This is a genomic window from Sphingomonas sp. P2_B6 (assembly GCF_056404755.1).
The window spans coordinates 1-21191 of the sequence record NZ_JBFUDK010000010.1 but is presented as its reverse complement, the minus strand read 5'-3'; the positions used below and the strand labels follow the sequence as shown (position 1 = coordinate 21191).

27 protein-coding genes are annotated in these 21191 nt (G+C 67.0%); 13 read left to right on the top strand and 14 right to left on the bottom strand.

The annotated features are described in order from the left end of the window. Positions 1-3 precede the first annotated feature (3 nt). The gene (gene hslU / locus AC1DX5_RS14915) at positions 4-1302 is read right to left on the bottom strand and encodes an ATP-dependent protease ATPase subunit HslU (protein ID WP_478016206.1); all 1299 of its coding nucleotides are present in this window, start codon (positions 1300-1302) and stop codon (positions 4-6) included. Positions 1303-1431: 129 nt separating this feature from the next. Next, a complete protein-coding gene (gene hslV, locus AC1DX5_RS14910) occupies positions 1432-1986 on the bottom strand; it encodes an ATP-dependent protease subunit HslV (RefSeq protein WP_465174459.1) in 555 nt (184 codons plus the stop codon). Between the two features lie 109 nt (positions 1987-2095). Here hslV and AC1DX5_RS14905 point away from each other — a divergent pair, with 109 nt between their 5' ends. Beyond that, positions 2096-2776 carry a TMEM175 family protein gene (locus AC1DX5_RS14905; RefSeq protein ID WP_478016205.1) on the top strand — a complete coding sequence of 227 codons (681 nt, stop codon included), beginning with the start codon at positions 2096-2098 and terminating at the stop codon, positions 2774-2776. Here AC1DX5_RS14905 and AC1DX5_RS14900 read toward each other — a convergent pair. From AC1DX5_RS14900 to AC1DX5_RS14890, 3 genes are all read right to left on the bottom strand, one after another. Further along, entirely contained in the window at positions 2731-3957 is a 1227-nt protein-coding gene (locus AC1DX5_RS14900) for a hypothetical protein (RefSeq protein ID WP_478016204.1), read from the bottom strand. The two genes, AC1DX5_RS14905 and AC1DX5_RS14900, sit on opposite strands and share 46 nt — an antisense overlap. A gap of 126 nt (positions 3958-4083) precedes the next feature. Next, the gene (locus AC1DX5_RS14895) at positions 4084-4506 is read right to left on the bottom strand and encodes a glycine zipper 2TM domain-containing protein (RefSeq protein WP_465170177.1); all 423 of its coding nucleotides are present in this window, start codon (positions 4504-4506) and stop codon (positions 4084-4086) included. Positions 4507-4565: 59 nt separating this feature from the next. After that, positions 4566-4868, bottom strand: a complete 303-nt coding sequence (locus AC1DX5_RS14890) for a hypothetical protein (protein WP_465170178.1) — start codon at positions 4866-4868, stop codon at positions 4566-4568. 101 nt (positions 4869-4969) lie between these two features. On the opposite strand from AC1DX5_RS14890, the gene AC1DX5_RS14885 reads away from it, so the two are divergent. The 7 genes from AC1DX5_RS14885 (at position 4970) to AC1DX5_RS14855 (ending at position 9480) form a co-directional block, all read left to right on the top strand. Next, complete coding sequence (locus AC1DX5_RS14885; RefSeq protein WP_465174462.1) at positions 4970-5569, top strand: DUF4126 domain-containing protein; 600 nt, start codon at positions 4970-4972, stop codon at positions 5567-5569. A 92-nt stretch (positions 5570-5661) separates the two neighbouring features. Beyond that, positions 5662-6084 carry a hypothetical protein gene (locus AC1DX5_RS14880; protein ID WP_465170180.1) on the top strand — a complete coding sequence of 141 codons (423 nt, stop codon included), beginning with the start codon at positions 5662-5664 and terminating at the stop codon, positions 6082-6084. Positions 6085-6178: 94 nt separating this feature from the next. Further along, the gene (locus tag AC1DX5_RS14875; RefSeq protein ID WP_478016203.1) at positions 6179-6394 is read left to right on the top strand and encodes a DUF2391 family protein; all 216 of its coding nucleotides are present in this window, start codon (positions 6179-6181) and stop codon (positions 6392-6394) included. Beyond that, positions 6342-7025, top strand: a complete 684-nt coding sequence (locus AC1DX5_RS14870; protein ID WP_478016202.1) for a TIGR02587 family membrane protein — start codon at positions 6342-6344, stop codon at positions 7023-7025. The genes AC1DX5_RS14875 and AC1DX5_RS14870 overlap by 53 nt, the downstream gene beginning before the upstream one ends. Positions 7026-7034: 9 nt before the next feature. Beyond that, positions 7035-7430 carry a hypothetical protein gene (locus AC1DX5_RS14865; RefSeq protein WP_465174464.1) on the top strand — a complete coding sequence of 132 codons (396 nt, stop codon included), beginning with the start codon at positions 7035-7037 and terminating at the stop codon, positions 7428-7430. 85 nt (positions 7431-7515) lie between these two features. Next, positions 7516-8391 carry a glutathione-dependent disulfide-bond oxidoreductase gene (yghU, locus tag AC1DX5_RS14860; protein ID WP_478016201.1) on the top strand — a complete coding sequence of 292 codons (876 nt, stop codon included), beginning with the start codon at positions 7516-7518 and terminating at the stop codon, positions 8389-8391. 27 nt (positions 8392-8418) lie between these two features. Continuing rightward, positions 8419-9480 carry a Ca2+-dependent phosphoinositide-specific phospholipase C gene (locus AC1DX5_RS14855; RefSeq protein WP_478016200.1) on the top strand — a complete coding sequence of 354 codons (1062 nt, stop codon included), beginning with the start codon at positions 8419-8421 and terminating at the stop codon, positions 9478-9480. Between the two features lies 1 nt (position 9481). On the opposite strand, the gene AC1DX5_RS14850 is transcribed toward AC1DX5_RS14855, so the two are convergent. Further along, on the bottom strand, positions 9482-10057 hold the full coding sequence (locus AC1DX5_RS14850; protein ID WP_478016199.1) for a hypothetical protein: 576 nt from the start codon (positions 10055-10057) through the stop codon (positions 9482-9484). Positions 10058-10178: 121 nt separating this feature from the next. Between AC1DX5_RS14850 and AC1DX5_RS14845 the strand changes: the two genes are divergently transcribed. The 3 genes from AC1DX5_RS14845 to AC1DX5_RS14835 all read left to right on the top strand — a co-directional run bounded on the left by AC1DX5_RS14845 (position 10179) and on the right by AC1DX5_RS14835 (position 12757). Then, entirely contained in the window at positions 10179-10619 is a 441-nt protein-coding gene (locus AC1DX5_RS14845; RefSeq protein ID WP_478016198.1) for a DUF983 domain-containing protein, read from the top strand. Further along, a complete protein-coding gene (locus tag AC1DX5_RS14840) occupies positions 10612-11970 on the top strand; it encodes an aminotransferase-like domain-containing protein (RefSeq protein WP_478016197.1) in 1359 nt (452 codons plus the stop codon). Before AC1DX5_RS14845 ends, AC1DX5_RS14840 begins: the two co-directional genes overlap by 8 nt. 295 nt (positions 11971-12265) lie before the next feature. Beyond that, entirely contained in the window at positions 12266-12757 is a 492-nt protein-coding gene (locus tag AC1DX5_RS14835; protein WP_478016196.1) for a hypothetical protein, read from the top strand. A 47-nt stretch (positions 12758-12804) separates the two neighbouring features. Here the strand turns inward: AC1DX5_RS14835 and AC1DX5_RS14830 are convergent, their stop codons facing one another. From AC1DX5_RS14830 to AC1DX5_RS14805, 6 genes are all read right to left on the bottom strand, one after another. Next, positions 12805-13263: a PA2169 family four-helix-bundle protein gene (locus AC1DX5_RS14830; protein WP_478016195.1), complete on the bottom strand. Its 459-nt coding sequence runs from the start codon at positions 13261-13263 to the stop codon at positions 12805-12807. An 86-nt stretch (positions 13264-13349) separates the two neighbouring features. Beyond that, complete coding sequence (locus AC1DX5_RS14825) at positions 13350-14435, bottom strand: LLM class flavin-dependent oxidoreductase (protein ID WP_478016194.1); 1086 nt, start codon at positions 14433-14435, stop codon at positions 13350-13352. A gap of 116 nt (positions 14436-14551) precedes the next feature. Continuing rightward, positions 14552-15493 carry a hypothetical protein gene (locus tag AC1DX5_RS14820; RefSeq protein WP_478016193.1) on the bottom strand — a complete coding sequence of 314 codons (942 nt, stop codon included), beginning with the start codon at positions 15491-15493 and terminating at the stop codon, positions 14552-14554. After that, positions 15493-15717, bottom strand: coding sequence for a hypothetical protein (locus AC1DX5_RS14815; protein WP_465170192.1), 225 nt, complete (start codon positions 15715-15717; stop codon positions 15493-15495). The genes AC1DX5_RS14820 and AC1DX5_RS14815 overlap by 1 nt, the downstream gene beginning before the upstream one ends. A 234-nt stretch (positions 15718-15951) precedes the next feature. Then, entirely contained in the window at positions 15952-16719 is a 768-nt protein-coding gene (locus AC1DX5_RS14810; protein WP_478016192.1) for a hypothetical protein, read from the bottom strand. A gap of 20 nt (positions 16720-16739) precedes the next feature. Beyond that, positions 16740-17456 carry a TonB-dependent receptor gene (locus tag AC1DX5_RS14805; RefSeq protein WP_478016191.1) on the bottom strand — a complete coding sequence of 239 codons (717 nt, stop codon included), beginning with the start codon at positions 17454-17456 and terminating at the stop codon, positions 16740-16742. Between the two features lie 166 nt (positions 17457-17622). Here AC1DX5_RS14805 and AC1DX5_RS14800 point away from each other — a divergent pair, with 166 nt between their 5' ends. Further along, positions 17623-18447: a sterol desaturase family protein gene (locus AC1DX5_RS14800; protein WP_478016190.1), complete on the top strand. Its 825-nt coding sequence runs from the start codon at positions 17623-17625 to the stop codon at positions 18445-18447. Between the two features lie 39 nt (positions 18448-18486). Here AC1DX5_RS14800 and AC1DX5_RS14795 read toward each other — a convergent pair whose 3' ends face one another. Further along, positions 18487-19317, bottom strand: a complete 831-nt coding sequence (locus tag AC1DX5_RS14795) for an NYN domain-containing protein (RefSeq protein WP_478016189.1) — start codon at positions 19315-19317, stop codon at positions 18487-18489. Positions 19318-19482: 165 nt separating this feature from the next. Continuing rightward, positions 19483-19947 (bottom strand): hypothetical protein, encoded by a 465-nt coding sequence (locus AC1DX5_RS14790; RefSeq protein ID WP_478016188.1) that lies wholly within the window; start codon positions 19945-19947, stop codon positions 19483-19485. Between the two features lie 258 nt (positions 19948-20205). On the opposite strand from AC1DX5_RS14790, the gene AC1DX5_RS14785 reads away from it, so the two are divergent. Next, positions 20206-21132: a DUF3829 domain-containing protein gene (locus tag AC1DX5_RS14785; protein WP_478016187.1), complete on the top strand. Its 927-nt coding sequence runs from the start codon at positions 20206-20208 to the stop codon at positions 21130-21132. Positions 21133-21191 lie beyond the last annotated feature (59 nt).

The following is a 21191-nucleotide window of genomic DNA, read 5'->3' as shown; positions in this document are numbered from 1 at the left end:
GACTCAGAGCACGAACCGCGACAGATCGGTATTGCGGGCGATCACGGCGAGCTGCTTGTCGACATAGGCGCCGTCCACCACCAGGGTCTCGCCCTTGCGGGCCTCGGCGTCGAAGCTGACTTCCTCGAGCAGCTTCTCCATCACCGTCTGCAGCCGGCGCGCACCGATATTCTCGATCTCGCCATTCACTTCGGCGGCGATCTTGGCGACCGCCCGGATACCGTCCTCGGTGAACTCGACCGTCACGCCCTCGGTGCCGATCAGCGCGACATATTGCTGCGTGAGCGAGGCCTTGGTGTCCGACAGGATCGCGACGAAATCATCCTCGGTCAGCGCCTTCAACTCGACTCGGATCGGCAGTCGCCCCTGAAGCTCGGGCAGCAGGTCACTCGGCTTGGCGACATGGAAAGCGCCGCTCGCGATGAACAGGATATGGTCGGTCTTCATCGGCCCATATTTCGTGGCCACCGTCGTGCCCTCGATCAGCGGCAGCAGGTCACGCTGCACGCCTTCGCGACTGACCGAACCACCCCGCACGTCGCTGACCGCGATCTTGTCGATCTCGTCCAGGAAGACGATGCCGTTCGCCTCGGCATCCGCGAGCGCGATGCGGCTGACCTCGTCCTGGTCGAGCCGCTTGTCGGCCTCCTCCTCGACCAGCTTCTCCCAGGCCGCCGGCACGGTCAGCTTGCGGCGCTTCATCTGGCCGCCGCCGCCAAAGGCCTTGCCCATCATCTCGCCGAGATTGATCATCTGCGCGCCGCCGCCGGGAATCTCGAACGGCATCTGGGCCTGGGCCTCCAGCTCGATCTCGAGTTCGGTCTGGTCGAGATGGCCGTCACGGAAGCGCTGGCGGAACGCCTCGCGCGTCGCCTCGCTGGCGCCCTTGCCGGTCAGCGCATCGAGCAGGCGCGCAAGCGCGGCTTCCTCGGCCTTGTCCTTCACCGCAACGCGGCGGCGTTCCTTTTCCAGCCGGATCGCTTCCTCGACCAGGTCGCGGGCGATCTGCTCGACGTCGCGGCCGACATAGCCGACCTCGGTGAACTTGGTCGCCTCGACCTTGACGAAGGGCGCATCGGCCAGCTTGGCCAGGCGGCGGCTGATCTCGGTCTTGCCGCAGCCGGTCGGGCCGATCATCAGGATGTTCTTGGGGGTGACCTCGTCGCGCAGATCGCTGCCGAGCTGCTGGCGGCGCCAGCGATTGCGCATCGCGACCGCGACCGCCTTCTTGGCGTCCTTCTGGCCGATGATGTGCTCGTCCAGGGCTGCGACGATGGCTTTGGGGGTAAGTGCTTCGTTCATTCTTCTGGGTTCTTCTCAACTCCCCTCCCGCTTGCGGGAGGGGTCGGGGGAGGGCTTGTCAGCCATGAAAGGATCGGGGGAGGACAGGCCCTCCCCCAGCCCCTCCCGCAAGCGGGAGGGGAGTAAGGATCAGGTCGCGCTGTCCAGGCTTTCGACCGTGAGGCGCTCGTTGGTGTACACGCAGACATCCGCCGCGATCTTCATCGCCTTGCGGCAGATCGTCTCGGCATCTTCCTCATAATCGACCAGCGCGCGCGCCGCGGCGAGGGCATAATTGCCGCCCGATCCGATCGCGGCGACGCCGGCCTCGGGCTCGAGCACATCGCCATTGCCGGTGAGGATCAGCGTCACGTCCTTGTCGGCGACGATCATCATCGCCTCCAGGTTGCGCAGATACTTGTCGGTACGCCAGTCCTTGGCGAGCTCGACCGCCGCGCGCAGCAACTGGCCGTGATGCTGTTCGAGCTTGCGTTCCAGCCGCTCGAACAGGGTGAAGGCATCGGCCGTCGCGCCGGCGAAACCGCCGATCACTGATCCGTCACCGAGGCGGCGGACCTTTTTCGCATTGGGCTTCATCACGGTCTGGCCCTGCGTCACCTGGCCGTCTCCGGCGACGACGACGCGTCCATTCTTGCGCACGGAGAGAATTGTCGTGCCGTGCCACGTTGTGTCGTTTCCACTCATGGGGCGCATATGGGATGGCGAAAGCGGGTGCGCAATCCGGGCCTGTTTTTGGCGTTGCGCCGCAGCATGGGCTTGCCCGATAAGAGCGGCACCGACCTGGGGGAAAGCAATGGAGACGAAGCATTCGAGCGGACCCGAGCATGCGCTGGAGCGGCTCGTCTTCTTCTCGGACGCGGTGTTCGCGATCGCGATCACCCTGTTGATCATCGAGATTCATGTCCCGCGTCTCCCTCCGGAATCGACCTCTTACGACTATCTCGTCGCGCTCGAGCATCTGTTGCCGAGCTTTTTCGGGTTCTTCGTCAGCTTCTGGGTGATCGCCGCCTTCTGGGCCGGGCATCACCGCGCCTTCTGCCTCGCCGCGCATTACCGCGACGCGCTGCTTGGACCCAACCTCGCCTTTCTCTGTGCGATCGTCTTCATGCCCTTCGCCACGGCCTTCATGGCGGGCAATCTCGGCACGCTGGTGCCGCATGTCTTCTACGATTTGACCCTGATCGTCTGCGGGCTGCTCAACGTCCGCCTCAACCGGATGGTGACGACCGCGCCCGTGGTCAGCGAGCACGCCGAACCGCTGACCGTCGCGCTGACGCGGGTGCGCGGCTGGTCAGTGATGCTGGGCGCCACCTGCGCGCTGCTGTTGTGCTTCGTCGATCCGCGCTTCAGCCAGATCGCGCTGATCACCATCCCGCTATGGCGTATCCTGCTGCAGCACCGGACCCGACTGCACTTTACCGGCGCCGATCATGCCGGACCGGCGCAGGAGCCGGCAAGCGCCACGAAGCGGTAACGGACGTCCTGCGCGCTGCCGCGGCTGCGGAAACGGGCGCGGTCGATGACGGCCGGCTCGCAGCGATCCGAGTCCGCAGCGTACCACAGCCCATCTGACGCACCGCGCAGCTGGCATTGCGCCCGGTAACTACGCGCGCCGCGATCGGCCAGGGGGCACAATCTGTACCCGGGCGGTACCGCGACCGGAAGCGACCAGCCCCGGTCCGGCAGGCGGACCAGGCCCGGCGGCGGCACGACCTGCGCGGCTTTGGCCACGGCGGCGGCCTGGCGCTGGGCCGCGACACGTTCACCGATCCCGGCGAGCGCCGCGTCGTAATTCTTGCCGATCCAGCCGGTCAGCGTGACCCGGTCGGCCTGGGCGGCGGCGACGATCGCCTCGTCCTCCGGCGTCAGTTTTTCCCCGGCCTCGATCTTCGCGCTGATCGCGCGCAGTTCGGCCGCGCGCTGCTCATTCCTGCGCTTCTCGATCAGGGTCTCGAGCCGCGCCAGCTCCTCGTCCTGGGGCCGATCCGCTCGGAGCCAGGCAGGCACGCCGACGGCCGCCAGCACATGCTGCGGGATCAGCATGTTGGCGGCGGCGAGCAGCAGCGCGCCCAGCGGGATGACGACGAACACCGCCCGCTCCACCTTCGGCGCGACGCGGCCGAACAGCCAGACGACCAGCACCGCCACCGGCGCCAGCACGAGAAAGGTAAGCGAGGTGCCGAGCGAGCGGTCGCCCGGTGCGAGCGCAAAGAACAGCAGGGGCACCAGAAAGGCGAGGATGACCCGGCCGAGCAGCTTCGCGTAACCGATCAGCGCATCGCGCGCGCCGTCGACCCCACGCACCGCGCCGACGCCGCCGCTGACCAGCAGCACGCCGACGACATGGATTGGGTTGAGAAAGGAATAGAGCGCACCGACACCGAAGATCGCGATGAGCAGATAATTGAGCTGCGGCAGCCCAAAGCTGCGGAAGAGGGCGCCCGCTACAAGCAGCGCGATCATGGCGGCGACCACCAGCACGAGGCGGCGATGAACGCTCTCGATCGTGGCACCGGCGGTCTGCAGCCCTTCGGAAAGACCAGTCCGGGTCCTGCCCCAAAGCTCGGCCGAGCGCTGTTTCATCGAGGCGAGCGCGCCGCCCCGGGGTTGCGGCACCATCGCCCGCGGTTCTGCCTTCGCTGGAAGATCGGCCATCGTTCCCCCCGGTAACCGGCCCCGACGATATGGGGCCGGACCGGGACTTGATAGAGGTGCCGCCGATCGCGCGCTAGGAGGAACGCGACGTGGCCGGGCGCGGCACGGCCGCGCCCGGCGCGTCAGTTAACGGCAGCGCGTGTTGTTGGCGTCGATCGAGGCACCGGCGACGCCGCCGCCCGCCGCGCCGAGCAAGGTGCCGAGCGTCTTGGAACCGCCCGGCGCGATGATGTTGCCGAGCAGGCCGCCCACCGCCGCACCGACGAGCAAGCCGGTCGTGCCGTCCGAGCGGCGGCAATAATAACGGCCGTCCTGACCACGATAAACGCGGTCGTTACGCGACAGGCGGCGTTCCCGATAGCGCGGCGAATCGCGATAATACCGGTCGGCATAATAGCCGTTATATTGGGGGTCCGGCCGGTTATAATCATATTGCCGGTATGTACGATAACGGGGATCGACCCCTTCGTCGCCATAGCTTGTACAGCCCGAGACAAGGCCGGCGCTGAGGGTAGCCGCGGCCAGCAGGCCGAGGGTCATGGTACGCATATCACTCTCCCGTTTCGTTATGCCTGCGCAACGCGGCAGGCACGAGGATGGTTGCAATCCTAGTGAGTCGTCATCGACGGGAAACCCGATGGCGGGCGCAGCGCTTCACGTTCGCCGGGTGTGACCGCCGCCGTCGGATCCGGGCGGAAGGCGAGCGGCGCGCGGTCTTGCGGGCCGGGATGAGGCTGGTCGAGCGCAAGATCGGGCGCTGCATGCTCGGCCGATGCGGCATAGCTGCGGCCCCGCGCCAGAAGGGTGACGAGCACCCCGCCGATCGCAACCGCCGCGGCGCCGAGCGAGATGGCGGTGGTGCGCCCGATCGGCGGCTTTGGTTTGGCTTTGCTCGTCGTTCGCGGCGCCATGATCTTTCCCATGCTGGTTGAGGATGTTGCGGCATCAACGGGCGGTCTGGCATCGTGTTCCGACGGTTGCGTACCGGCACGCGGCATGTGATCCTCGCGTCATGGGCGTAGCGGAGATCCTCGGCCTGGCTGCGAGCGTCAGCCTGTTATCGGGCTGGCGGCTCTATCTCTGCATCTTTGCCACCGGCGTCGCGATGCACAGTGGCTGGCTCGCCCTGCCTGCGCACCTCCATCAACTCGACATCCTGGCCAATCCCTGGGTGATCGGCGTCGCGGGGGTGGCGGCGCTGGCCGAGTTCCTGGCGGACAAAGTGATGTGGATCGACAGTGCCTGGGACGCGGTCCACACGCTGATCCGCCCCGTTGGCGGGGCGTTGCTTGCCCTGGCGATCGTCGACCCCGGCGATCCCAAATGGCAGGTGATCGCCCTCATCCTGGGCGGCGGTGCCTCACTGCTGACTCACAGCGCGAAGGCCGGCACGCGCGCGGTGGTCAATGCGAGCCCCGAACCCGTGAGCAATATATTGGTGTCCACGACCGAGGATGTGGCGACGGGCGGCTTGCTGATCCTGGCGCTGGCCAATCCGGTCATCGCGATCGGCGTGGCGCTGCTGCTGCTGGCGGGCGCCACCGCGACGCTGTTGATGCTGCGCCGCGCGCTGCGCTGGGCGATGCGGCGAGGAACGCGGCCGGCGGGATGATCGCGACAGGTCCGGCGGGACGCCAGGCGGTGCGCACAGGGAACAGTGACCTCGCGCATCCGTTTAGCTGGCCCCGTGTACGGAGTTGGATCATGAAAACGAAAAGCATCGCACTGGCGCTTGCCCTGCTGGGCAGCGCCGCCACGGCAACCGCCCAGACCGCGCCGCCCGCCCCTGCCACGTCCGGCGCGGAGAAGGACGTCAACAGCCCGGACGTGGCAGCCGCCAACCAGGATGTCGCGGCGCAGGCCGCCGCCCGCCAGAGCGCCGTCGCCGAGGTCAATGCCGACACGCAGGCGAGTGCCGACACGCAATACGCCGCCGATCTCGCCGCCTATCGCGAAGCCCTGCGCGCGCATCACCGCGAAGTCGCACGCGACGCCCGCATCGCCGATCGCCAGGAACGTGCCTATGCCGACGCGATGCGCGACTGGCGCCGCCAGGTCTATGCCTGCAAGCATGGCAGCAATCGCGCCTGCAAGGCGCCGACGCCAGACCCCGCCAATTACTGGTGAGGCAGCGGAACGCCCGTTGCGCGTACGGACCTAGTGTCGGCAGACGATCGTATAAACGTCCGGATCACCATGGCCGATTAGCCCGAAGGATCGCATGACCGCCGCCACGCCCAACCGCGACTATGCTTACGGCCTGGCGCGGGCCTTTGCCGGGGCGATTCTGTTCGGCCTCCCCCTGCTGATGACGATGGAGATGTGGTCGCTCGGCCTCTACACGCATCCGGCGCGGCTGCTGCTGTTCGCGGCTGCTGCTGTTCATGGTGCTGAACTTCGTCGTGCTGGTCATCCTGTCGCGCTTCGGCGGGTTTGAGCGCACCTCGACCTTGGTGGAGGATATGCTCGACGGGCTGGCGGCGTACGGCGTCGGGATCATCGCATCGGCGGTGGTGCTGGCGCTGTTCGGAGTGCTCAAGCCCGCCATGCCGATCGACGAAATGGCCGGCATGATCGCAATCCAGAGCGTGCCCGGGAGCTTCGGTGCGATGATCGCGCGCAAGCAGCTCGGCGCGGGCGAGAGCGATGAGAATGCGGAGCATGAAGCGCGCTCCGCCGGCTATGCGGGGCAGTTGTTCCTGATGATGGCCGGCGCGCTATTCCTCGCCTTCAACGTCGCGCCGACCGAGGAAATGATCCTGATCGGCTTCAAGATGACGCCGTGGCACAGTCTGGCACTGATCGCCGTGTCGCTGGCGCTGCTGCATGCCCTGGTCTTCTCGGTCGGCTTTGCCGGGCAGGAAGAGGCGCCCAAGGGCTATGGGTTCGACCGGCGCTTCCTGATCTACACCGTACCTGGCTACGCCATCGCGCTGCTGGTCAGCTTCTACACGCTGTGGACCTTCGGGCGGGCAGATGGCGGCGATATCGGCGCGATCGCGGCGACGGTAGTGGTGCTCGGCTTCCCGGCGGCGATCGGCGCGGCCGTGGCCCGGCTGGTCGTATAGGAGTCGGCGATGGCCGGGACGAAGAAGATCGACACGCCCCCGCTCGAGTGGATCGCCGCCGGCATCGGCGCGGTGCTGTTGCTGTTCCTGATCGCGGTGATCGGACGCGAGGCGCTGAACGGCGAGGCGGCGCAGTTGCCGCAGATCGAGGTCGCGGTCACCGACGTGGCGCCGGCGGCATCGGGCTATGTCGTCTCGTTCGAAGCGCGCAACCGCACTGACGGGACTGCCGCTGCGGTGGAGATCGAAGGCGTGCTGAAAGCGGGCGGTGCCGAGATCGAGACGAGCGGCGCGACGATTGATTATGTGCCCGGCAAGGGCAAGGCGACGGGCGGGCTGTTCTTCCACGAAGACCCGCGCAAGGCGGACCTTGAAGTGCGGGCGTTGGGGTTCCAGACCCCCTGACCCGAACGCGGCACGGTTTATTTCGAGCCGCACTGGTTACGCGACCGAAAGCAACTATCTCCTGCGCGATAGTGAGGAGCCCAGCATGACCGATACGCCTGCGTACACGCCCCCCAAGGTCTGGACCTGGAACAAGGAGAATGGCGGCGCCTTTGCCAATATCAACCGGCCGATCGCCGGCGCGACGCATGACAAGGACCTGCCGGTCGGCAAGCACCCCTTCCAGCTCTATTCGCTGGGCACGCCCAATGGCGTGAAGGTGACGATCATGCTCGAGGAGCTGCTTGAGCTGGGCCATAAGGGCGCGGAGTATGACGCCTGGCTGATCCGCATCAACCAGGGCGACCAGTTCGGCAGCGGGTTCGTCGAGGTGAACCCCAATTCCAAGATCCCCGCGCTGATGGACCGCAGCGGACCCGAGCCGATCCGCGTGTTCGAATCCGGCGCGATCCTGATGCATCTCGCCGAGAAGTTCGGGGAATTCCTGCCGACCGAGACGGCGGCCCGCGCGGAGTGCCTGTCCTGGCTGTTCTGGCAGATGGGCAGCGCGCCTTTCCTCGGCGGCGGCTTCGGCCATTTCTTCGCCTATGCACCGATCAAGATCGAATATGCGATCGATCGCTATGCGATGGAAGTGAAGCGCCAGCTCGACGTTCTCGACCGGCGGCTGGCCGAGAACGAATATCTCGGCGGCGACGCCTATACCATCGCCGACATCGCGACCTGGCCCTGGTATGGCGCGCTGGCGAAGGGCCTGGCCTATGATGCGGGCGAATTCCTGCAGGTGCAGGACTATAAGAACCTGCAGCGCTGGACCGACCAGATCGCGGCGCGGCCGGCAGTGGCGCGCGGGCGGATGGTCAACCGCGTGATGGGCGATCCGGCGAGCCAGCTGCACGAGCGGCACGATGCGGCGGATTTCCTGACGAAGACGCAGGACAAGCTCGCGCCGACGGAGTAGTCGGTGCTCTCCGGCCCGGAGACACAGATGATCCTTCCCCTGATCGCGCTGCTTGCCGCGGCGGAGCAACCCCCTGCCCCGAAACCGGCGCCGCTGCGGTTGAACGATGTGAGCGTGGTCGGCACGCACAACAGCTACAAGCTGGCGATGCCGGTCGAGACCATGGCGAAGGTGCGGGCGGTCAGCGTGCCGATCGCCGAGATGCTCGATTATGCGCACCGGCCGCTGGCCGAGCAGCTCGATGCCGGTGCGCGGCAGTTGGAGATCGACGTCAATTACGATCCCAAGGGCGGCTTCTACGCAAAGGGATCGAGCGACCCGAAGCTGTTGCAGCCCGGGTTCAAGGTGCTGCACATTCCGGGCATCGACAATTCGAGCAGCTGCGTGCTGCTGACCGAGTGCCTGCGGATCATCCTGCGCTGGTCCGACAAGCATCCCGGTCATGTGCCGATTATGCTGATGTTCAACGCCAAGGACGAGAAGAACGCGTGGCGCGGCGGGATCGACGCGCTTCCGTTCGATGCGGCGGCGTGGGATGCGCTCGATGCCGAGATCCGTTCGGTGATGCCGGTGACGAAGCTGATCGTGCCGGACGAGGTTCAGGGCAGGTATCCCACGCTGCGCGACGCGGTGCGCGCGGGCAACTGGCCGACGCTGGACAGGGCGCGCGGGCGCTTCCTGTTCACGCTCGACGAGACGCCGGAGAAGGTGGCAGGCTATCGCGGCGCGCGGAAGTCGCTCGAGGGGCGGGTGTTCTTCATCAGCACTGACGAGGACTCGCCAGCGGCGGCCTATCTTACCATCAACGATCCGGTTGCCGAGGGTGATCGCATCCGGCGCGACGTCGCGGCGGGCTATCTGGTGCGGACGCGGGCGGATGCCGATACCAAGGAAGCGCGGGTCAACGACACCAAGCGGCGCGAGGCGGCGTTCGCCAGCGGGGCCCACTATGTCTCGACCGATTATCTGTGGCCCGATGCGCGGTTCGCCGGCGGCTATCAGGTGCGGTTGCCGGGCGGGGTGACGGCGCGGTGCAACCCGGTGCGGCGCGCGGCGGATTGTCCGGCCGGGCGCCTGGAGAAGCGCTGAGTCAGCCGAGCCGGTCGAAATAGACGAAGAAAAAGCCAAGCTGGCCGAGGATCGCGACAGCGACCAGACCGAGCTGGACGCGGCGCGAGACGGTGACCGCGCCGAGCGCGCAGCCCAGAATCGAGAGCAGGGCGCGGGCTGAGTACATCAGCCCGTTCGCCTCGAAATAGGCCACGCCCTTCAGCAGCGTGTCGCCGATATCGAGGAAGAAGGTCAGCGCGATCAGGCCGAACAGCCATTTGCGGCGCGACAGGAAATACTCGTCATACCCGTCATAGCCGTCCAGATCGCCGGGGAAGAGGATCGCGCAGATCAGGAAATAGCAGGACGCATAGGCGAAGATGAAGAGATAGCGGCCGAACGTCCAGTCAGTGATGTGGCTGAGGCGGAATTCCCACCACCAATAGCCGATGACCGACAGCAGCGCCCAGGCAACCCAGCCGAGATGGACGATGCTCAGCTTCCGCCTGCCGGGATGCTCGACAAAGGCGGCGAGGCCGAGGAGCAGCCGGCTGACGCTCAGGCCGAGGATCACCCCGACGATGACGCGAACGTGCAGGAAGAGATCATTGGCCATGAGCGTCCTCGTGCCGGGAAGGTGGCAGATCGCGCGACCGCGGGCAATCGCGCGACCACTGGATTCCGCGCGCGGCCCATACTATGTATGGGTTATTGTATGGATACAGAAAGCATGCACGATGATGCGGTTGGAAAATGACTCGGACAGGTTCCGCTGGATCCTGAAGGCGGGGTGGAAGGGTCTGTGCCCGCGCTGCGGCAAGGGGCATATGTTCACGTCCTGGCTGAAGGTGACGAAGGAATGCGAGGTGTGCGGCCTCGATTACCGGTTCGCCGCGCCGGATGACGGCCCCGCTTTTTTCTCGCTGTGCATCGTCGCCTTTCCGTTGACCTTCCTGCTGGTGTGGATGGAGGTGGTCTATAATCCACCGCTCTGGGTGCATCTGGTGACGTCGATTCCGGTGATGGTGGCCGGGTGCCTGTTGCCGCTCCGGCCGATCAAGGGATGGCTGGTCGCCTCGCAATATGTGAACCGGGCGCAGGAGGCAGGCACCGGCGCCTTGTGGAACAAGCTGCACGGGCGCGCGCCGGAGGAAGGCGCCGGGAATTTCGATGACTGACGCCTGGCTCCCGGATCTCACACGGAGCAGCGGCGCCAAATATCAGGCGATCGCCGATGCGATCGATGCGGCAATCACGCGCGGGGAATTGCGCCGGGGCGACCGGCTGCCGCCGCAGCGCGAGGTCGCCGCCAGGCTGGGCGTAGACCTGACCACGGTGACCAGGGCCTATGACTCGGCCGCGCGGCGCGGGCTGATCGAGGCGCGGGGACGCGCGGGCAGCTTCGTCGCCGCGACGCACGAGCCAATCGTGCCGCCGCCGCTGGTCGATACCGGCATGAACATGCCGCCGGAGATTCCGGGCGGGCTGCTGAGCCGGGCGATCACCGAGACATCGGCCGCGCTGCTCGCCGGATCCGAGATGGCGTGGCTGCAATATGCGCCAGCCGGCGGTGCGGCGCAGGACCGCGCGGCCGGCGCCGCGCTGCTGACCCGGCGCGGCCTGGCGAGTGGCGAAGAGCAGGTAATCGTGACGGCGGGTGGGCAGAATGCGCTGCACGCGATCCTGACCGCCACGCTCGGCGCGGGCGACATGGTGGCGTGCGGGCGGTTCGTCTATCCCGGCTTCAAGGCGCTGGCGGAACGGCTGGGCCTGATCCTGCTGCCGCTCGAAGCAATCGACGCCGCGACGCTCGATGTGGCATGTCGCACGCATCCGGTGCGCGCGCTCTATGTCGTGCCGACCAACGACAATCCGACCACCGCGACCATCGTTGCGGCCGAGCGCGAGGCGATCGCGCAGGTGGCGCGGTGCCATGACCTGCAGGTGATCGAGGACGACGCCTATGGGCTGCTCGCCCGCGATCCCGTCCCGCCGATCGCCGCCTTCGCCCCCGAACATTGCTGGTACGTCGCAAGCCTGTCCAAGATCGTGACGCCGGCGCTGCGCGTCGCCTTTGTCCGCGCGCCGAGCGTCGGCAGCGCGATCCGCCTCGCCACGGACGTGCACGAGACCGCGATCATGGCGCCGCCGCTCAACGCGGCGATGGTGACCCGGTGGATCGGCGACGCGACGTTCGAGCGGCTGGTCGCGGCGATGCGCGGCGAGATCGCGTGGCGGGGGCAGCTGGCCGACGAATTGCTCGGCCTGGCGGGCGGGCGCTCGGGCGAGGGCTATCATCTGTGGTTGCCCCTGCCCGGCCATCTCCGCGCCGATGATCTGGCCGCAGCGATGCGACCGCTCGGTCTGCCGGTGGTGGGTTCGGGCAGCTTCGCGGTGGGGCGCGACGATAGCCAGGCAGTGCGCGTGTCGCTGGGCGGGTTGCTCGACCGGGAGCGGCTGGCGCGGGCGCTGCGCGTCCTGCACGGRCATCTCGGCCAACCGCTCGGCAAGGCGCTCCCGCTGGTCTGACGAACACGATCGGTCACAGCCTGGTTGCATGGAGGCCGGATAGCGCGTGCGGCGGAAGGGTTGAATCAAGGTCGGCAGCGCCCTTGCTGGACGATGAGTCAAATCGCCCGCCGCTCCGGCGTAGCCTAATCGCGAGTCCATGAGGGGAACGCGGACACAAAACAGGCGCGGTGTGTTGGAGCGTTTTGGCACAGCCGATCACGAGCGACGGTTTCGTGGCGGCGCCGGCCGGGTATACTCCCGCTTTGGCGCGGCGGGGGTGGGCCGCAATCTCGCCCATAGGAGTCTTACGGCAATGACGATACGGACAGCATGGATCCTGCCAACGGCACTCGCCGCGGCGTGCGCGGGCATCGCGGCACCGGCAAGCGCGGGCCAGGCGCAGCAGAACAGAACGACCGAGCAAGAGGCGGGGCGGATCGTCTCGCAGCCGGCGCGCGACGTGGGCGTGGCGAAGACCAAAATCCCGCCGCTGCTCGTTCAGGTGAGCGAGGCGCCTTACACGACGCGTGGCGCCGGTACCTGCCGGCAGATCGCCAGCTCGATCTCGGCGCTGACCGGCGTGCTCGGCCCGGATTTCGACGCTGACGGTACGCCGAAGAAGCGCAACCTGGCCAAGGCGGGCGGCGAGGCAGTGGTCAATTCGCTGATCCCGTTCCGCGGGCTCGTGCGCGAAGTGAGCGGGGCGGCGCCGGCCGAGCGGCGGCTGAATGCGGCGTTCGACGCGGGCTTTGCGCGCCGCGGCTTCCTGCGCGGCCTGCAGCGGGCCAAGGGTTGTCGGGGATAAGAGGATCGACGGCGGCGCGGACATGAACCACGCCGCCGCCGAAGGGTCTAGCCGGTGGCTTGGAGCGCGTGCTTGAGATCGCGCATCTCGTCATGGCCGGCGCGAACCGAGCCATAGGCAGTCTGGATCGCCGATTTCGTCCCGGCGGACAGGTCCTGATCGTCGAGGGCGGATTCGAACTTCGCCTTGATATGATCTTCGCCGCGCTCGACCTCGTTGACGATCGCCGCGTCGTCCTGGCCAGTGACGGCGGCCTTCAGGTTCAGGAAGGCGCGGTGCGCACCGGCGAGCACTGTGCCGTCGTCTTCGGGATTGCCGCCGAGGCGCGATACTTCGGCCTGGAGCGCGGAGACGACCTGGCGGCGCTCCGTCGCGCGGGCGGTGAACAGCTGGCCGTAACGGCTGTTCTCGGCGTCCTTCGCTGCCTCGGTATAGCCGTCGACGCTGTCGAGCGTCGTGGCGATCAGGCCGTTGAGCGTGCGGATGTCGTGGCTGGTCTCAGTCATGGAGAGCTCCTGATTGCGTGAGCGGACTGAACGCGCACGCCGGAGAATGGGGCCGTATCAGCGCGGGTTTTTCTCGCTGATCGAGATCAAGCGGGCACGAGCACGCGCCGCAGCAGCGGCAGGAGCTGATCGCCCTGACGCCTGATCTCGGACAGATAGGGCGTGTCCGACAGCACGAAATGCGTGATGCCGAGCGCCTCGTATTTGCGCAGCGAGGCGGCGACATCGGCGGCCGAGCCGACCAGCCAGGTGGTGCCGGCGCCGCCGCCGCCGAACTTGCCGGGCGCGGTGTAGAGATTGTCGTCGAGCACCTCGCCGCGCGCATGGAGATCGAGCAGCCGCTGCTGGCCGGTCGCGACCCAGCTGCGGTGGTCGTTCCAGCCCCTGCCCTCGCCCTTCGCCATCTCGGCGACCTTGGCCTCGGCATCGGCCCAGGCCTGTTCGGTGGTGTCGCGCACGAGGGTGGTGATGCGCAGGCCGAATTCGAGCGGCGGCAGGTTGCGGTCGAGATCGCGGCTCAGCGTCTTCAGCCGATCGATCCGCTCGCGCACGCCGTCGAGCGGCTCACCCCAGAAGAGCTGGACATCGGCCTCGGTCGCGGCGACCCGCTCGGCCGCGGCGGAGGCGCCGCCGAAATAGAAGCGCGGATGGCGCCGGTCGCCACGGGCCTGCAGGCGCGGGGCCACGGTCGAGCGGGTGACGCGGAAATACTCGCCGGCATAGGTCACGTCCTCCTCGGTCCAGAGGCGGCGGGCGAGCTGCATGAATTCCCTGGTGCGGGCGTAGCGCTGCGCCTGATCGCCCTCGCTGTCGCCATAGGCGGCGAGATTGTCCTGGCCCGACACGATGTTGATACGCACCCGGCCGCCGCTCAGATCGTCGAGCGTCGCTGCAGCCGAGGCGAAATTGGCCGGGCGCCAATAGCCGGGGCGGATGGCGATCAGCGGCTCGAAGCTGGTGGTGCGCGCAGTGAGCGCGGTGGCGAGGGTGAAGGTATCGGGCCGCCCCCAGCCGGTGCCGAGCAACGCGCCCTTCCAGCCATGATCCTCGAGCGCTTTGGCGTGCTCGGTCAGCGTGTCCAGGCTGCTGGTGCCCGCCGGCGTGGTGTCGCCGCGATGGCCGGCGCCGATTTGATTGGGGATGTACCAGAGGAATTCGGAATCGCTGCTCATGACGCACCTTGCTGGAGTATTCCTATCGATCTGATAGGAATTAAGCTGCTGGAGCGCAACAGGGTGAATGCGGGGGCGGAAAGAAGGTGTGGATGGGCCGCGGCAATGGCCGCGTGTTACCAGCCCTCGACGATGCGGTTGACCGTCTCACCGGGGTTGCGGTGGCGGTGCCATTTGAGGAAGCGGACGGCGGCGCGGTTCATCGTGCGGCGATCGGCGACGAGCAGGCCGGGATCGTCCATTTTCTCCGCGAGGTCCTCGAGCAGCGGGGTGAATTGCAATTTGCCGATATGCTGGTCGAACAGCGCGGCGAGCAATTCGCCATATTGCGCCTGGGCGTGAAGAGAAATGTGGTAGAGCGCCCAGCTCATCACCAGGGCGAGCAGGGCGAGGCAGAGCAGGGCGGGCGGCGGGGGCAGCACCGTGAGATAGCGCGTGCCCGTCAACCAGCCGGTCGCGGCATAGGCGGCGCAGACCGGCGCGGCCAGCGCCAGGCCGAAACTGGCATAGATGGCGCTGTCGACAATGGCCTGCTGGTCGTCCAGCTCCCCGCGCAGATCCTTGTCGATCGAGACCCAGAGGCGATACCAGGCGAAGACGCCGTCCAGCCCGTATTTCCGGTCGGGATAGGATTCGAAGGCCTTGAGCAGATTGCCCATGCGCGTGGGGTAGAGCGCGCGTTCGACCCCGTCGGGCCCCGCGGGATATTCGCGGATCATCAGGCGCAGCTCGGTGCAGCGCGGATCGGCGCGGTCGAGCGCATCGGCGCGCGTGCGCAGGCGCGCGAGGCGGCGCTGCTGCCAGGCGACGCCCCAGGCGCAGAGCCGGGCGGGCCAGTATCGCCGACCCTCGAACACCATGTAGATCGGCATGTCGAGCAGGAGCGTGAGCCAGCCGAGGCAGAGGATCGCGACCGGGAAGCTGACGCTTTCCGCCACGGTGACCCGGAGCGTGGCCAGCGCGGCGGTGATGAGCGGCCACAATATCGCGGAAAACAGCGCCCCCGGCAGAACGAGACGGAGGATGAGCTTGGTTGCGATGTCGAACGGCAGCTTCATCAATCGTCGGGTGAGGTGCCGGACCCGTGCGGCCCGGCCATCGGCGCGCTATCCGGGGCCCATTCCTGCTGCTGCTGCTGCTGCTGTTGCTGTTGTTGTTGCTGTTGCTGCTGTTGCTGCTGCTGCTGCTGCTGCTGTTGTTTCGGCTTGATGCCGAAAAGGCGCAGCACGCGCCGCACAAGCCCCGCGAAAAAGCCGGTGTCGCCCGAGCCAGTCTTGCTCATCGCCTATTCCCCCACAGATCAGACCTGACCGGCATAGCAGTATTCGGGGGGATTGGGGAGCATGCGGCGAGGCATGGCGAGGCGCCGATCGGCCATGCGCGGAACCGCCCTTGCCTGCGGGTAGATTTTTTGCCGGCGATGAGAAACAGCGCGCGCCCGGCGGGTGCGTATCGGGATTTGTAGGCGAGCCGCCGGTCCAGTTGAATCGAGCGATACGGCTAGAGCAATCGCCGGCTATTTCCTGACCGAAAAGCCATAGGGGATGTACAGGAACAGCTCCGTATTGCTCACCTGCTGCCAGGCGATGGCCTGATCCAGGCCGGTGACGTCGAGACCATAGTCCGCGCCGTAAAAGCTGAGCGCGTGTTGGGCGCCGGCGGCGATGCGGCGATAGATGTCGTCGCGATATTGCTCCGGGTTGATGATGGTGAGGGCGAGCTGGCCCTTTTGTGCGATCTGCGAGCGGCCGGTGGCGGGCACGGATTTGACGAAGCCGTTGATCTTTTGCTGGGCGCTGCCGATCGAGCCTTCCAGCTTCGTCTTCACCTTCAGATGCACGGTCGCGGTGCTGCCGTCATCCTCGAACCCCGGCGGCGGCTTGTCGTCGTCATCGTCGTCATCCTCGTCGTCGGTCGCATCGGCCTTGCCGGCCAGGGCGGGAAACCGGTCCTGCCAGTTGGCGCGTGTGACCTCGACCAGCTCGAACTGACCGGTGACGAGGCTGAACCCGTCGCGTTTCGCGCGGTCGATCGCGTCGAGCAGCATGGCCTGGACCTCGCGCTTGCGCATGTCCGCCTCGCGCGAATCCGACACGATCTCGATCGTGCGCACGGCCGAATCCGCCATGCGCTTCAGCCCGATCACCGGCGGCGGGCGGACGATGGTGCCGGGGGCGGAAATACGCTGGCCGGTGACGACGATCTCACCGCCCCCATCCTGGGCGAACGAGGGGCCGGCGACGAACGCCAGGCAGCCGAGCACCGCACAGGCAAAGGCTTTCATGGCTCTTCTCCCGACCGGAATCATTTGGGAAGGATCATGTAGCGATAGGGCACATAGAGGAACACGTCGGTGCCGCTCACCTGCGACCAGGAAACCTGGCCGTCCACGCCGCTGACCTGGACGGCATAATCGGGGCCGAACATCGCCGCATAATGGCGGGCATTGTCCGCCACCAGTTGCACGATGGCGTCGCGATACTGATCCGGATTGACGATGGTGAGCGCCAGCGCGCCCGACTTGTCCACGGTGCCGCGGCCCGAGCGCGGCACGCTCTTGATGAAGGCATCGAGGCGCTTTTCCGCATCGGCGATCGACCCGGCCAGCCTGACCTTGACCATCAGCGTCGCCTGGCTGGTATCGACGCGCCCGGCCGAGACCAACGGCAGATCCTGATAGGTCGCCCTGGTGACCGGGACCAGCTCGAAGCCGCCCGTGACCAGCTCGACCCCAGCGGCCCCGGCACGATCCAGCGCGGCGAGCACCATGGTGTGGATCTCTCGCTTGCGGGTCGCCTCGTCGCGCGAGTCCGACGCGACCGCGATCTGCAGCACCGCGGCATCCGCCTGCCGGCGGAGGCCGACGACCGGGCGGTCCTGCTGCGCATAGCGGGCGTTGAGCCGGTTGCCGGTAACGACGACTTCGCCCAGCCCGGGGGGCGGTGCAGGCGCATCCTGCGCAAGGGCCGGAACGGCGGTGGCGCCAAGGATCGCGGCCGCCAGAAAAAGTCCTGGTCTCATCCCTGGTCTCATCATCGTCTCTCCCGGGAGGAGGGTCGGTCGATTCGGCGCGGATGGCAAGCGGCAATGCGACGGTGCCCGGGCTTCCGTGCGGGCGGGGCGGCGGGGGCGGCGGTCGTCACGCGCATTAACCGCTTGTTGTCGTGCGACGGCATAGGGCGGTGCGGTGACGCTGCTCGCTGAAATATGGGCCCAGGCGCGGCCGGTCGCCATCGTGAGCGCGTTCAGCCTGTCGCTGATGACGGCGCTCGAACTTCTCTTCCCGCGCGAGAAGCAGTCGCTGCACCAGAGGCTGATGGGACTGGGGATCTGGGCGTTCTACGTGCCGATCAGCATGGTGATCTACAAGCTGTTCCATCATCTGTGGGTCGCGATCGGCATCAGGCCGCTGATAAGCTTGCCCATGTCCTTCGACTGGGCGGGCATCCCGGGGATGGTGGTGGCGCCGATCGCGGCCGCGCTGATCTACGACTTCTTCTTCTACTGGTTTCACCGGGCCCAGCATGCCCTCGCCTGGCGCTTTCATGCGGTGCATCACTCCATCCGGGAGCTGAACGCCGCCAATTCCTATCACCATGTCAGCGAGCCGATCTTCCAGGCGGTGTTCCTGTTGCTGCCGGTAAGCCTGATCGTGACCGATACCGGCCCGACCGTTCCGGCGATGCTGATCATCCTGCATCTCCAGGCATCCTTCCTTCACTCGCCGACCCGCATCAATCTCGGGCCGTTGCGCGTGTTTTTCTGCGACAACCAGTTTCATCGCATCCACCATTCGCTCGAAGAGAAGCATTTCGACCGTAATTTCGGGGCCTTCACCACCCTGTGGGACCGACTGTTCGGCACGGCATGGTTCCCCGCCAGGAACGAATGGCCCGACACGGGGCTGGCGGAGATCGACCAGCCGCGCAGCCTGCGGGCCTGGGTCGACCTGCCGATCAGGTTCCGGCGCGGGCGCCCGGACGAACCGGCCGAGTCCGCGCTGGTCCATTGAGCCACGCCGCCGTGCCGCCGCGGCGGCGGTGACCCGGCCTCACCGCGACGGCCGTGGTGCCTTGTCCTTGTTGCGCTTGTCGGCGACGAAGCTGTGGCCGCCCTCGCCCTTGTAGATGTCGAACAGGCCGATCGCCTCGAACAGCTCGGGGAAATTGCGCATGCCGTAATTGCGCGGGTCGATCGAGGCCTGGCGCTTGGCCGCGCTGCCGGCGGCGGGCATCGAGGCCCAGCCATCGTCCCAGGCGGCCGCCTCGACCGCGCCGCGCAGGATGGTGACGAGGGTGGCGTCCTGGGCGAGGACCTTGCCCGGCGATTTCGGCGGGGACGCCTCGGCCTTGGCCTTTGCGCCGGCGCCGGCGGCCTTGCCCTTCTTTTCGGCGGGCGGCGCGGCGGGGGCCGGTGCGGCGGGATCAGCGAGGCTGTCGAGATAGAGGAAGGTGGTGCAGGCGTTGACGAACGGATCGGGCGTCTTGCGTTCGCCAAAGCCATAGACGTCATGGCCGTTGGCCTTGAGCTGCATGACGAGCGGCGTGAAATCCGCGTCGCTGGAGGCGATGCAGAAGCCGTCGAGCTTCTGGGTGTAGAGCAGTTCCATCGCGTCGATGACGAGGGCGATGTCCGTCGCGTTCTTGCCGGTCGAATAGCTGAACTGCTGGATCGGACGGATGGCGAAGGCGTGCAGCTTCTCTTTCCAGCCCTTCAGGCCGGCGCTGCCCCAGTCGCCATAGGCGCGGCGGATATTGGCGGTGCCGTATTTGGACAGCTCGGCCAGGATCAAGGCGATCTTGGTGTGCGAGACATTGTCGGCGTCGATCAGCAGCGCGATGCGGCGATTGGGGGCCGGGGTGGTGGGTTGATAGTCTTCCATGATGTTCTTTCGTGTCGGGGCCCGATCGTTTGTCGGGGCCCGCTTATGGGGCGCGGCGCGATGTTCCGGCGGCGCTTGGTGGATGGCGTGATGGCGGTGCGTGAGTCGCCGGTGCCGGATGAGGGTAGCATAGGGTGGCGGGGATTGCCGCTTCGTGCGGGATGATCAGCCCGGGACATAGGGCACTTGCCTGTCGGCGACGCGGGCCATGGCCTTGCGCAGGCGCTCGACCAGGCCATCGGACTCGGCGTCGGGCCCGCCGACGCCGGCCCATGTCTTCGGATCGCGGGCCCGCAGCCATTGCAGCCCGGCGCGGACATCTGCCCGCACTTCGCGGGCATAGCGGACGATGACCGGGGCCACGGCGCCGGCGGGCAGGAAGACGCGGACCGCTTCCTCCACATAGCCGATGGCGCGTTCGTAGAGTGCGCGCTCGACGCGTTCGTTTGCCCTGGCCTTGCCGAGCGCGGTGGCCTCGGCGAAGTCGGGATAAGCGGCGCGCCAGCGGACGATGGTGGCGCGCGGGACACCGAATTCGGCAGCGAGCTCGCGATCGGTGAGACCATCGCCGCCCTGCGCGCGGGCGCGGCGGGCAAAGGCGGGTTTATAGGGCGGGCAGGCCTCGGTCATGCGGCGCGGTGTAGCCGGGTGGCGGCGTGGTTTGAATCGAGCGACCGCGCCGTGTCGGGCGGGGTATCGGCCGGAGATGTGGGACACTGGCTGTGTCATATCTCCCGTCGCGGCGGCTGGTGCGAGTCAGTGAGATTTTATACCTATTATTCAACTATTTATACTGACTTTGGTGCGGAACTGGCTCTAATCATTTCCCGGCCGCATCCCTTTTGCCGCGCAGAGCGTTTCGCTGTGCGAACGAACGGGAGGAACGGCATGAGGACTTCGCAACACCGGTACCGGGTCGCCATCGGAATGGCCGTGCTGCTCGCGCTGGGCGCGTGCGACGGCAGCGGAAAAGGCGGGAATGCCGTGACCATGGCGGGCGCGGCTGACTCCGCCCAGGCCAAGCTGAACGCCTATGTGACGGGATATAACAAGCTGATCGGCACGTTCGGCCTGCCCGAGACCGCGGAGAAGTACGAAGCCGCCAAGATTCCGAGCCAGTCCGCGACCGACAGCATCATTGTCAGCGACGGCTGGATCGAACAGGCCACGACCGAGCTCAAGCAGGCGCGCGCCCTGCCCGGCGGGCCGGCCGACCTCGACCAGGCGGGCGACGCGCTGATCGCATCGCTGGACAAGCTGCTTGCCCGCCTGCAGCCGCTCAACGTCTATTATGACAGCAAGGCGTACAAGGACGACAAACTCGCCCGCGGCAAGGCGGAAGATGGGCCCCTGCTCGCCGAGTTCAGGGCAGCGCTCGCCAGCAGCGAGGCATTCAACGCCGTGCTGAAGCGGGAACGCAAGGCCCGCACCGACGCCGAACTCGCCGAGATGAAGAACAAGGGCGACACGCTCGCCTACTCCACCAAGCTCGCGCTGCAAAAGTCGGAAGCGCTGGTCGACCTGTTCCACGGATCAGCCGATCTCCGGAACCCGGCGCTGATCGCGAAGGGCGATGCGCTGGTTGCCGAGATCGAAAAGGCGCTCGACGAGCAACGCGCCGCTTATGCCAAGGCAAAGGCAGCGGCCAAGACGCCGGCCGAGGCGCCCGCCGTCACCTATTGGACGACCGAGAGCAGCCTTACCACGATGCTCGGCTATTATCGCGACCTGAAGCAGAATCCCGAGCCGCGGGCCGCGGAGTCGATGATCAAAGCGTATAATCAGGCGATCGAAAGCGCGAACATGATCAGGTGAAGCGCCGGCGCGGCTACGCCGCCCGGCGGCCGCGCCGCACCCCGGCGGCCGCGCCGCAC

Excerpts from the sequence above, each read along its gene's own strand:
- AC1DX5_RS14870 (WP_478016202.1), top strand. The coding sequence starts at position 6,342 with ATGGTGCTGAACTTCGTCGTGCTGGTCATCCTGTCGCGCTTCGGCGGG.
- AC1DX5_RS14805 (WP_478016191.1), bottom strand. The coding sequence starts at position 17,456 with ATGAGACCAGGACTTTTTCTGGCGGCCGCGATCCTTGGCGCCACCGCC.
- AC1DX5_RS14855 (WP_478016200.1), top strand. The coding sequence starts at position 8,419 with ATGATCCTTCCCCTGATCGCGCTGCTTGCCGCGGCGGAGCAACCCCCT.
- AC1DX5_RS14885 (WP_465174462.1), top strand. The coding sequence starts at position 4,970 with ATGGGCGTAGCGGAGATCCTCGGCCTGGCTGCGAGCGTCAGCCTGTTA.
- hslU (WP_478016206.1), bottom strand. The coding sequence starts at position 1,302 with ATGAACGAAGCACTTACCCCCAAAGCCATCGTCGCAGCCCTGGACGAG.
- AC1DX5_RS14865 (WP_465174464.1), top strand. The coding sequence starts at position 7,035 with ATGGCCGGGACGAAGAAGATCGACACGCCCCCGCTCGAGTGGATCGCC.
- AC1DX5_RS14815 (WP_465170192.1), bottom strand. The coding sequence starts at position 15,717 with ATGAGCAAGACTGGCTCGGGCGACACCGGCTTTTTCGCGGGGCTTGTG.
- yghU (WP_478016201.1), top strand. The coding sequence starts at position 7,516 with ATGACCGATACGCCTGCGTACACGCCCCCCAAGGTCTGGACCTGGAAC.
- AC1DX5_RS14785 (WP_478016187.1), top strand. The coding sequence starts at position 20,206 with ATGAGGACTTCGCAACACCGGTACCGGGTCGCCATCGGAATGGCCGTG.
- hslV (WP_465174459.1), bottom strand. The coding sequence starts at position 1,986 with ATGAGTGGAAACGACACAACGTGGCACGGCACGACAATTCTCTCCGTG.
- AC1DX5_RS14810 (WP_478016192.1), bottom strand. The coding sequence starts at position 16,719 with ATGAAAGCCTTTGCCTGTGCGGTGCTCGGCTGCCTGGCGTTCGTCGCC.
- AC1DX5_RS14890 (WP_465170178.1), bottom strand. The coding sequence starts at position 4,868 with ATGGCGCCGCGAACGACGAGCAAAGCCAAACCAAAGCCGCCGATCGGG.
- AC1DX5_RS14880 (WP_465170180.1), top strand. The coding sequence starts at position 5,662 with ATGAAAACGAAAAGCATCGCACTGGCGCTTGCCCTGCTGGGCAGCGCC.
- AC1DX5_RS14835 (WP_478016196.1), top strand. The coding sequence starts at position 12,266 with ATGACGATACGGACAGCATGGATCCTGCCAACGGCACTCGCCGCGGCG.
- AC1DX5_RS14905 (WP_478016205.1), top strand. The coding sequence starts at position 2,096 with ATGGAGACGAAGCATTCGAGCGGACCCGAGCATGCGCTGGAGCGGCTC.
- AC1DX5_RS14825 (WP_478016194.1), bottom strand. The coding sequence starts at position 14,435 with ATGAGCAGCGATTCCGAATTCCTCTGGTACATCCCCAATCAAATCGGC.
- AC1DX5_RS14795 (WP_478016189.1), bottom strand. The coding sequence starts at position 19,317 with ATGGAAGACTATCAACCCACCACCCCGGCCCCCAATCGCCGCATCGCG.
- AC1DX5_RS14830 (WP_478016195.1), bottom strand. The coding sequence starts at position 13,263 with ATGACTGAGACCAGCCACGACATCCGCACGCTCAACGGCCTGATCGCC.
- AC1DX5_RS14895 (WP_465170177.1), bottom strand. The coding sequence starts at position 4,506 with ATGCGTACCATGACCCTCGGCCTGCTGGCCGCGGCTACCCTCAGCGCC.
- AC1DX5_RS14820 (WP_478016193.1), bottom strand. The coding sequence starts at position 15,493 with ATGAAGCTGCCGTTCGACATCGCAACCAAGCTCATCCTCCGTCTCGTT.
- AC1DX5_RS14845 (WP_478016198.1), top strand. The coding sequence starts at position 10,179 with ATGATGCGGTTGGAAAATGACTCGGACAGGTTCCGCTGGATCCTGAAG.
- AC1DX5_RS14850 (WP_478016199.1), bottom strand. The coding sequence starts at position 10,057 with ATGGCCAATGATCTCTTCCTGCACGTTCGCGTCATCGTCGGGGTGATC.
- AC1DX5_RS14875 (WP_478016203.1), top strand. The coding sequence starts at position 6,179 with ATGACCGCCGCCACGCCCAACCGCGACTATGCTTACGGCCTGGCGCGG.
- AC1DX5_RS14790 (WP_478016188.1), bottom strand. The coding sequence starts at position 19,947 with ATGACCGAGGCCTGCCCGCCCTATAAACCCGCCTTTGCCCGCCGCGCC.
- AC1DX5_RS14900 (WP_478016204.1), bottom strand. The coding sequence starts at position 3,957 with ATGGCCGATCTTCCAGCGAAGGCAGAACCGCGGGCGATGGTGCCGCAA.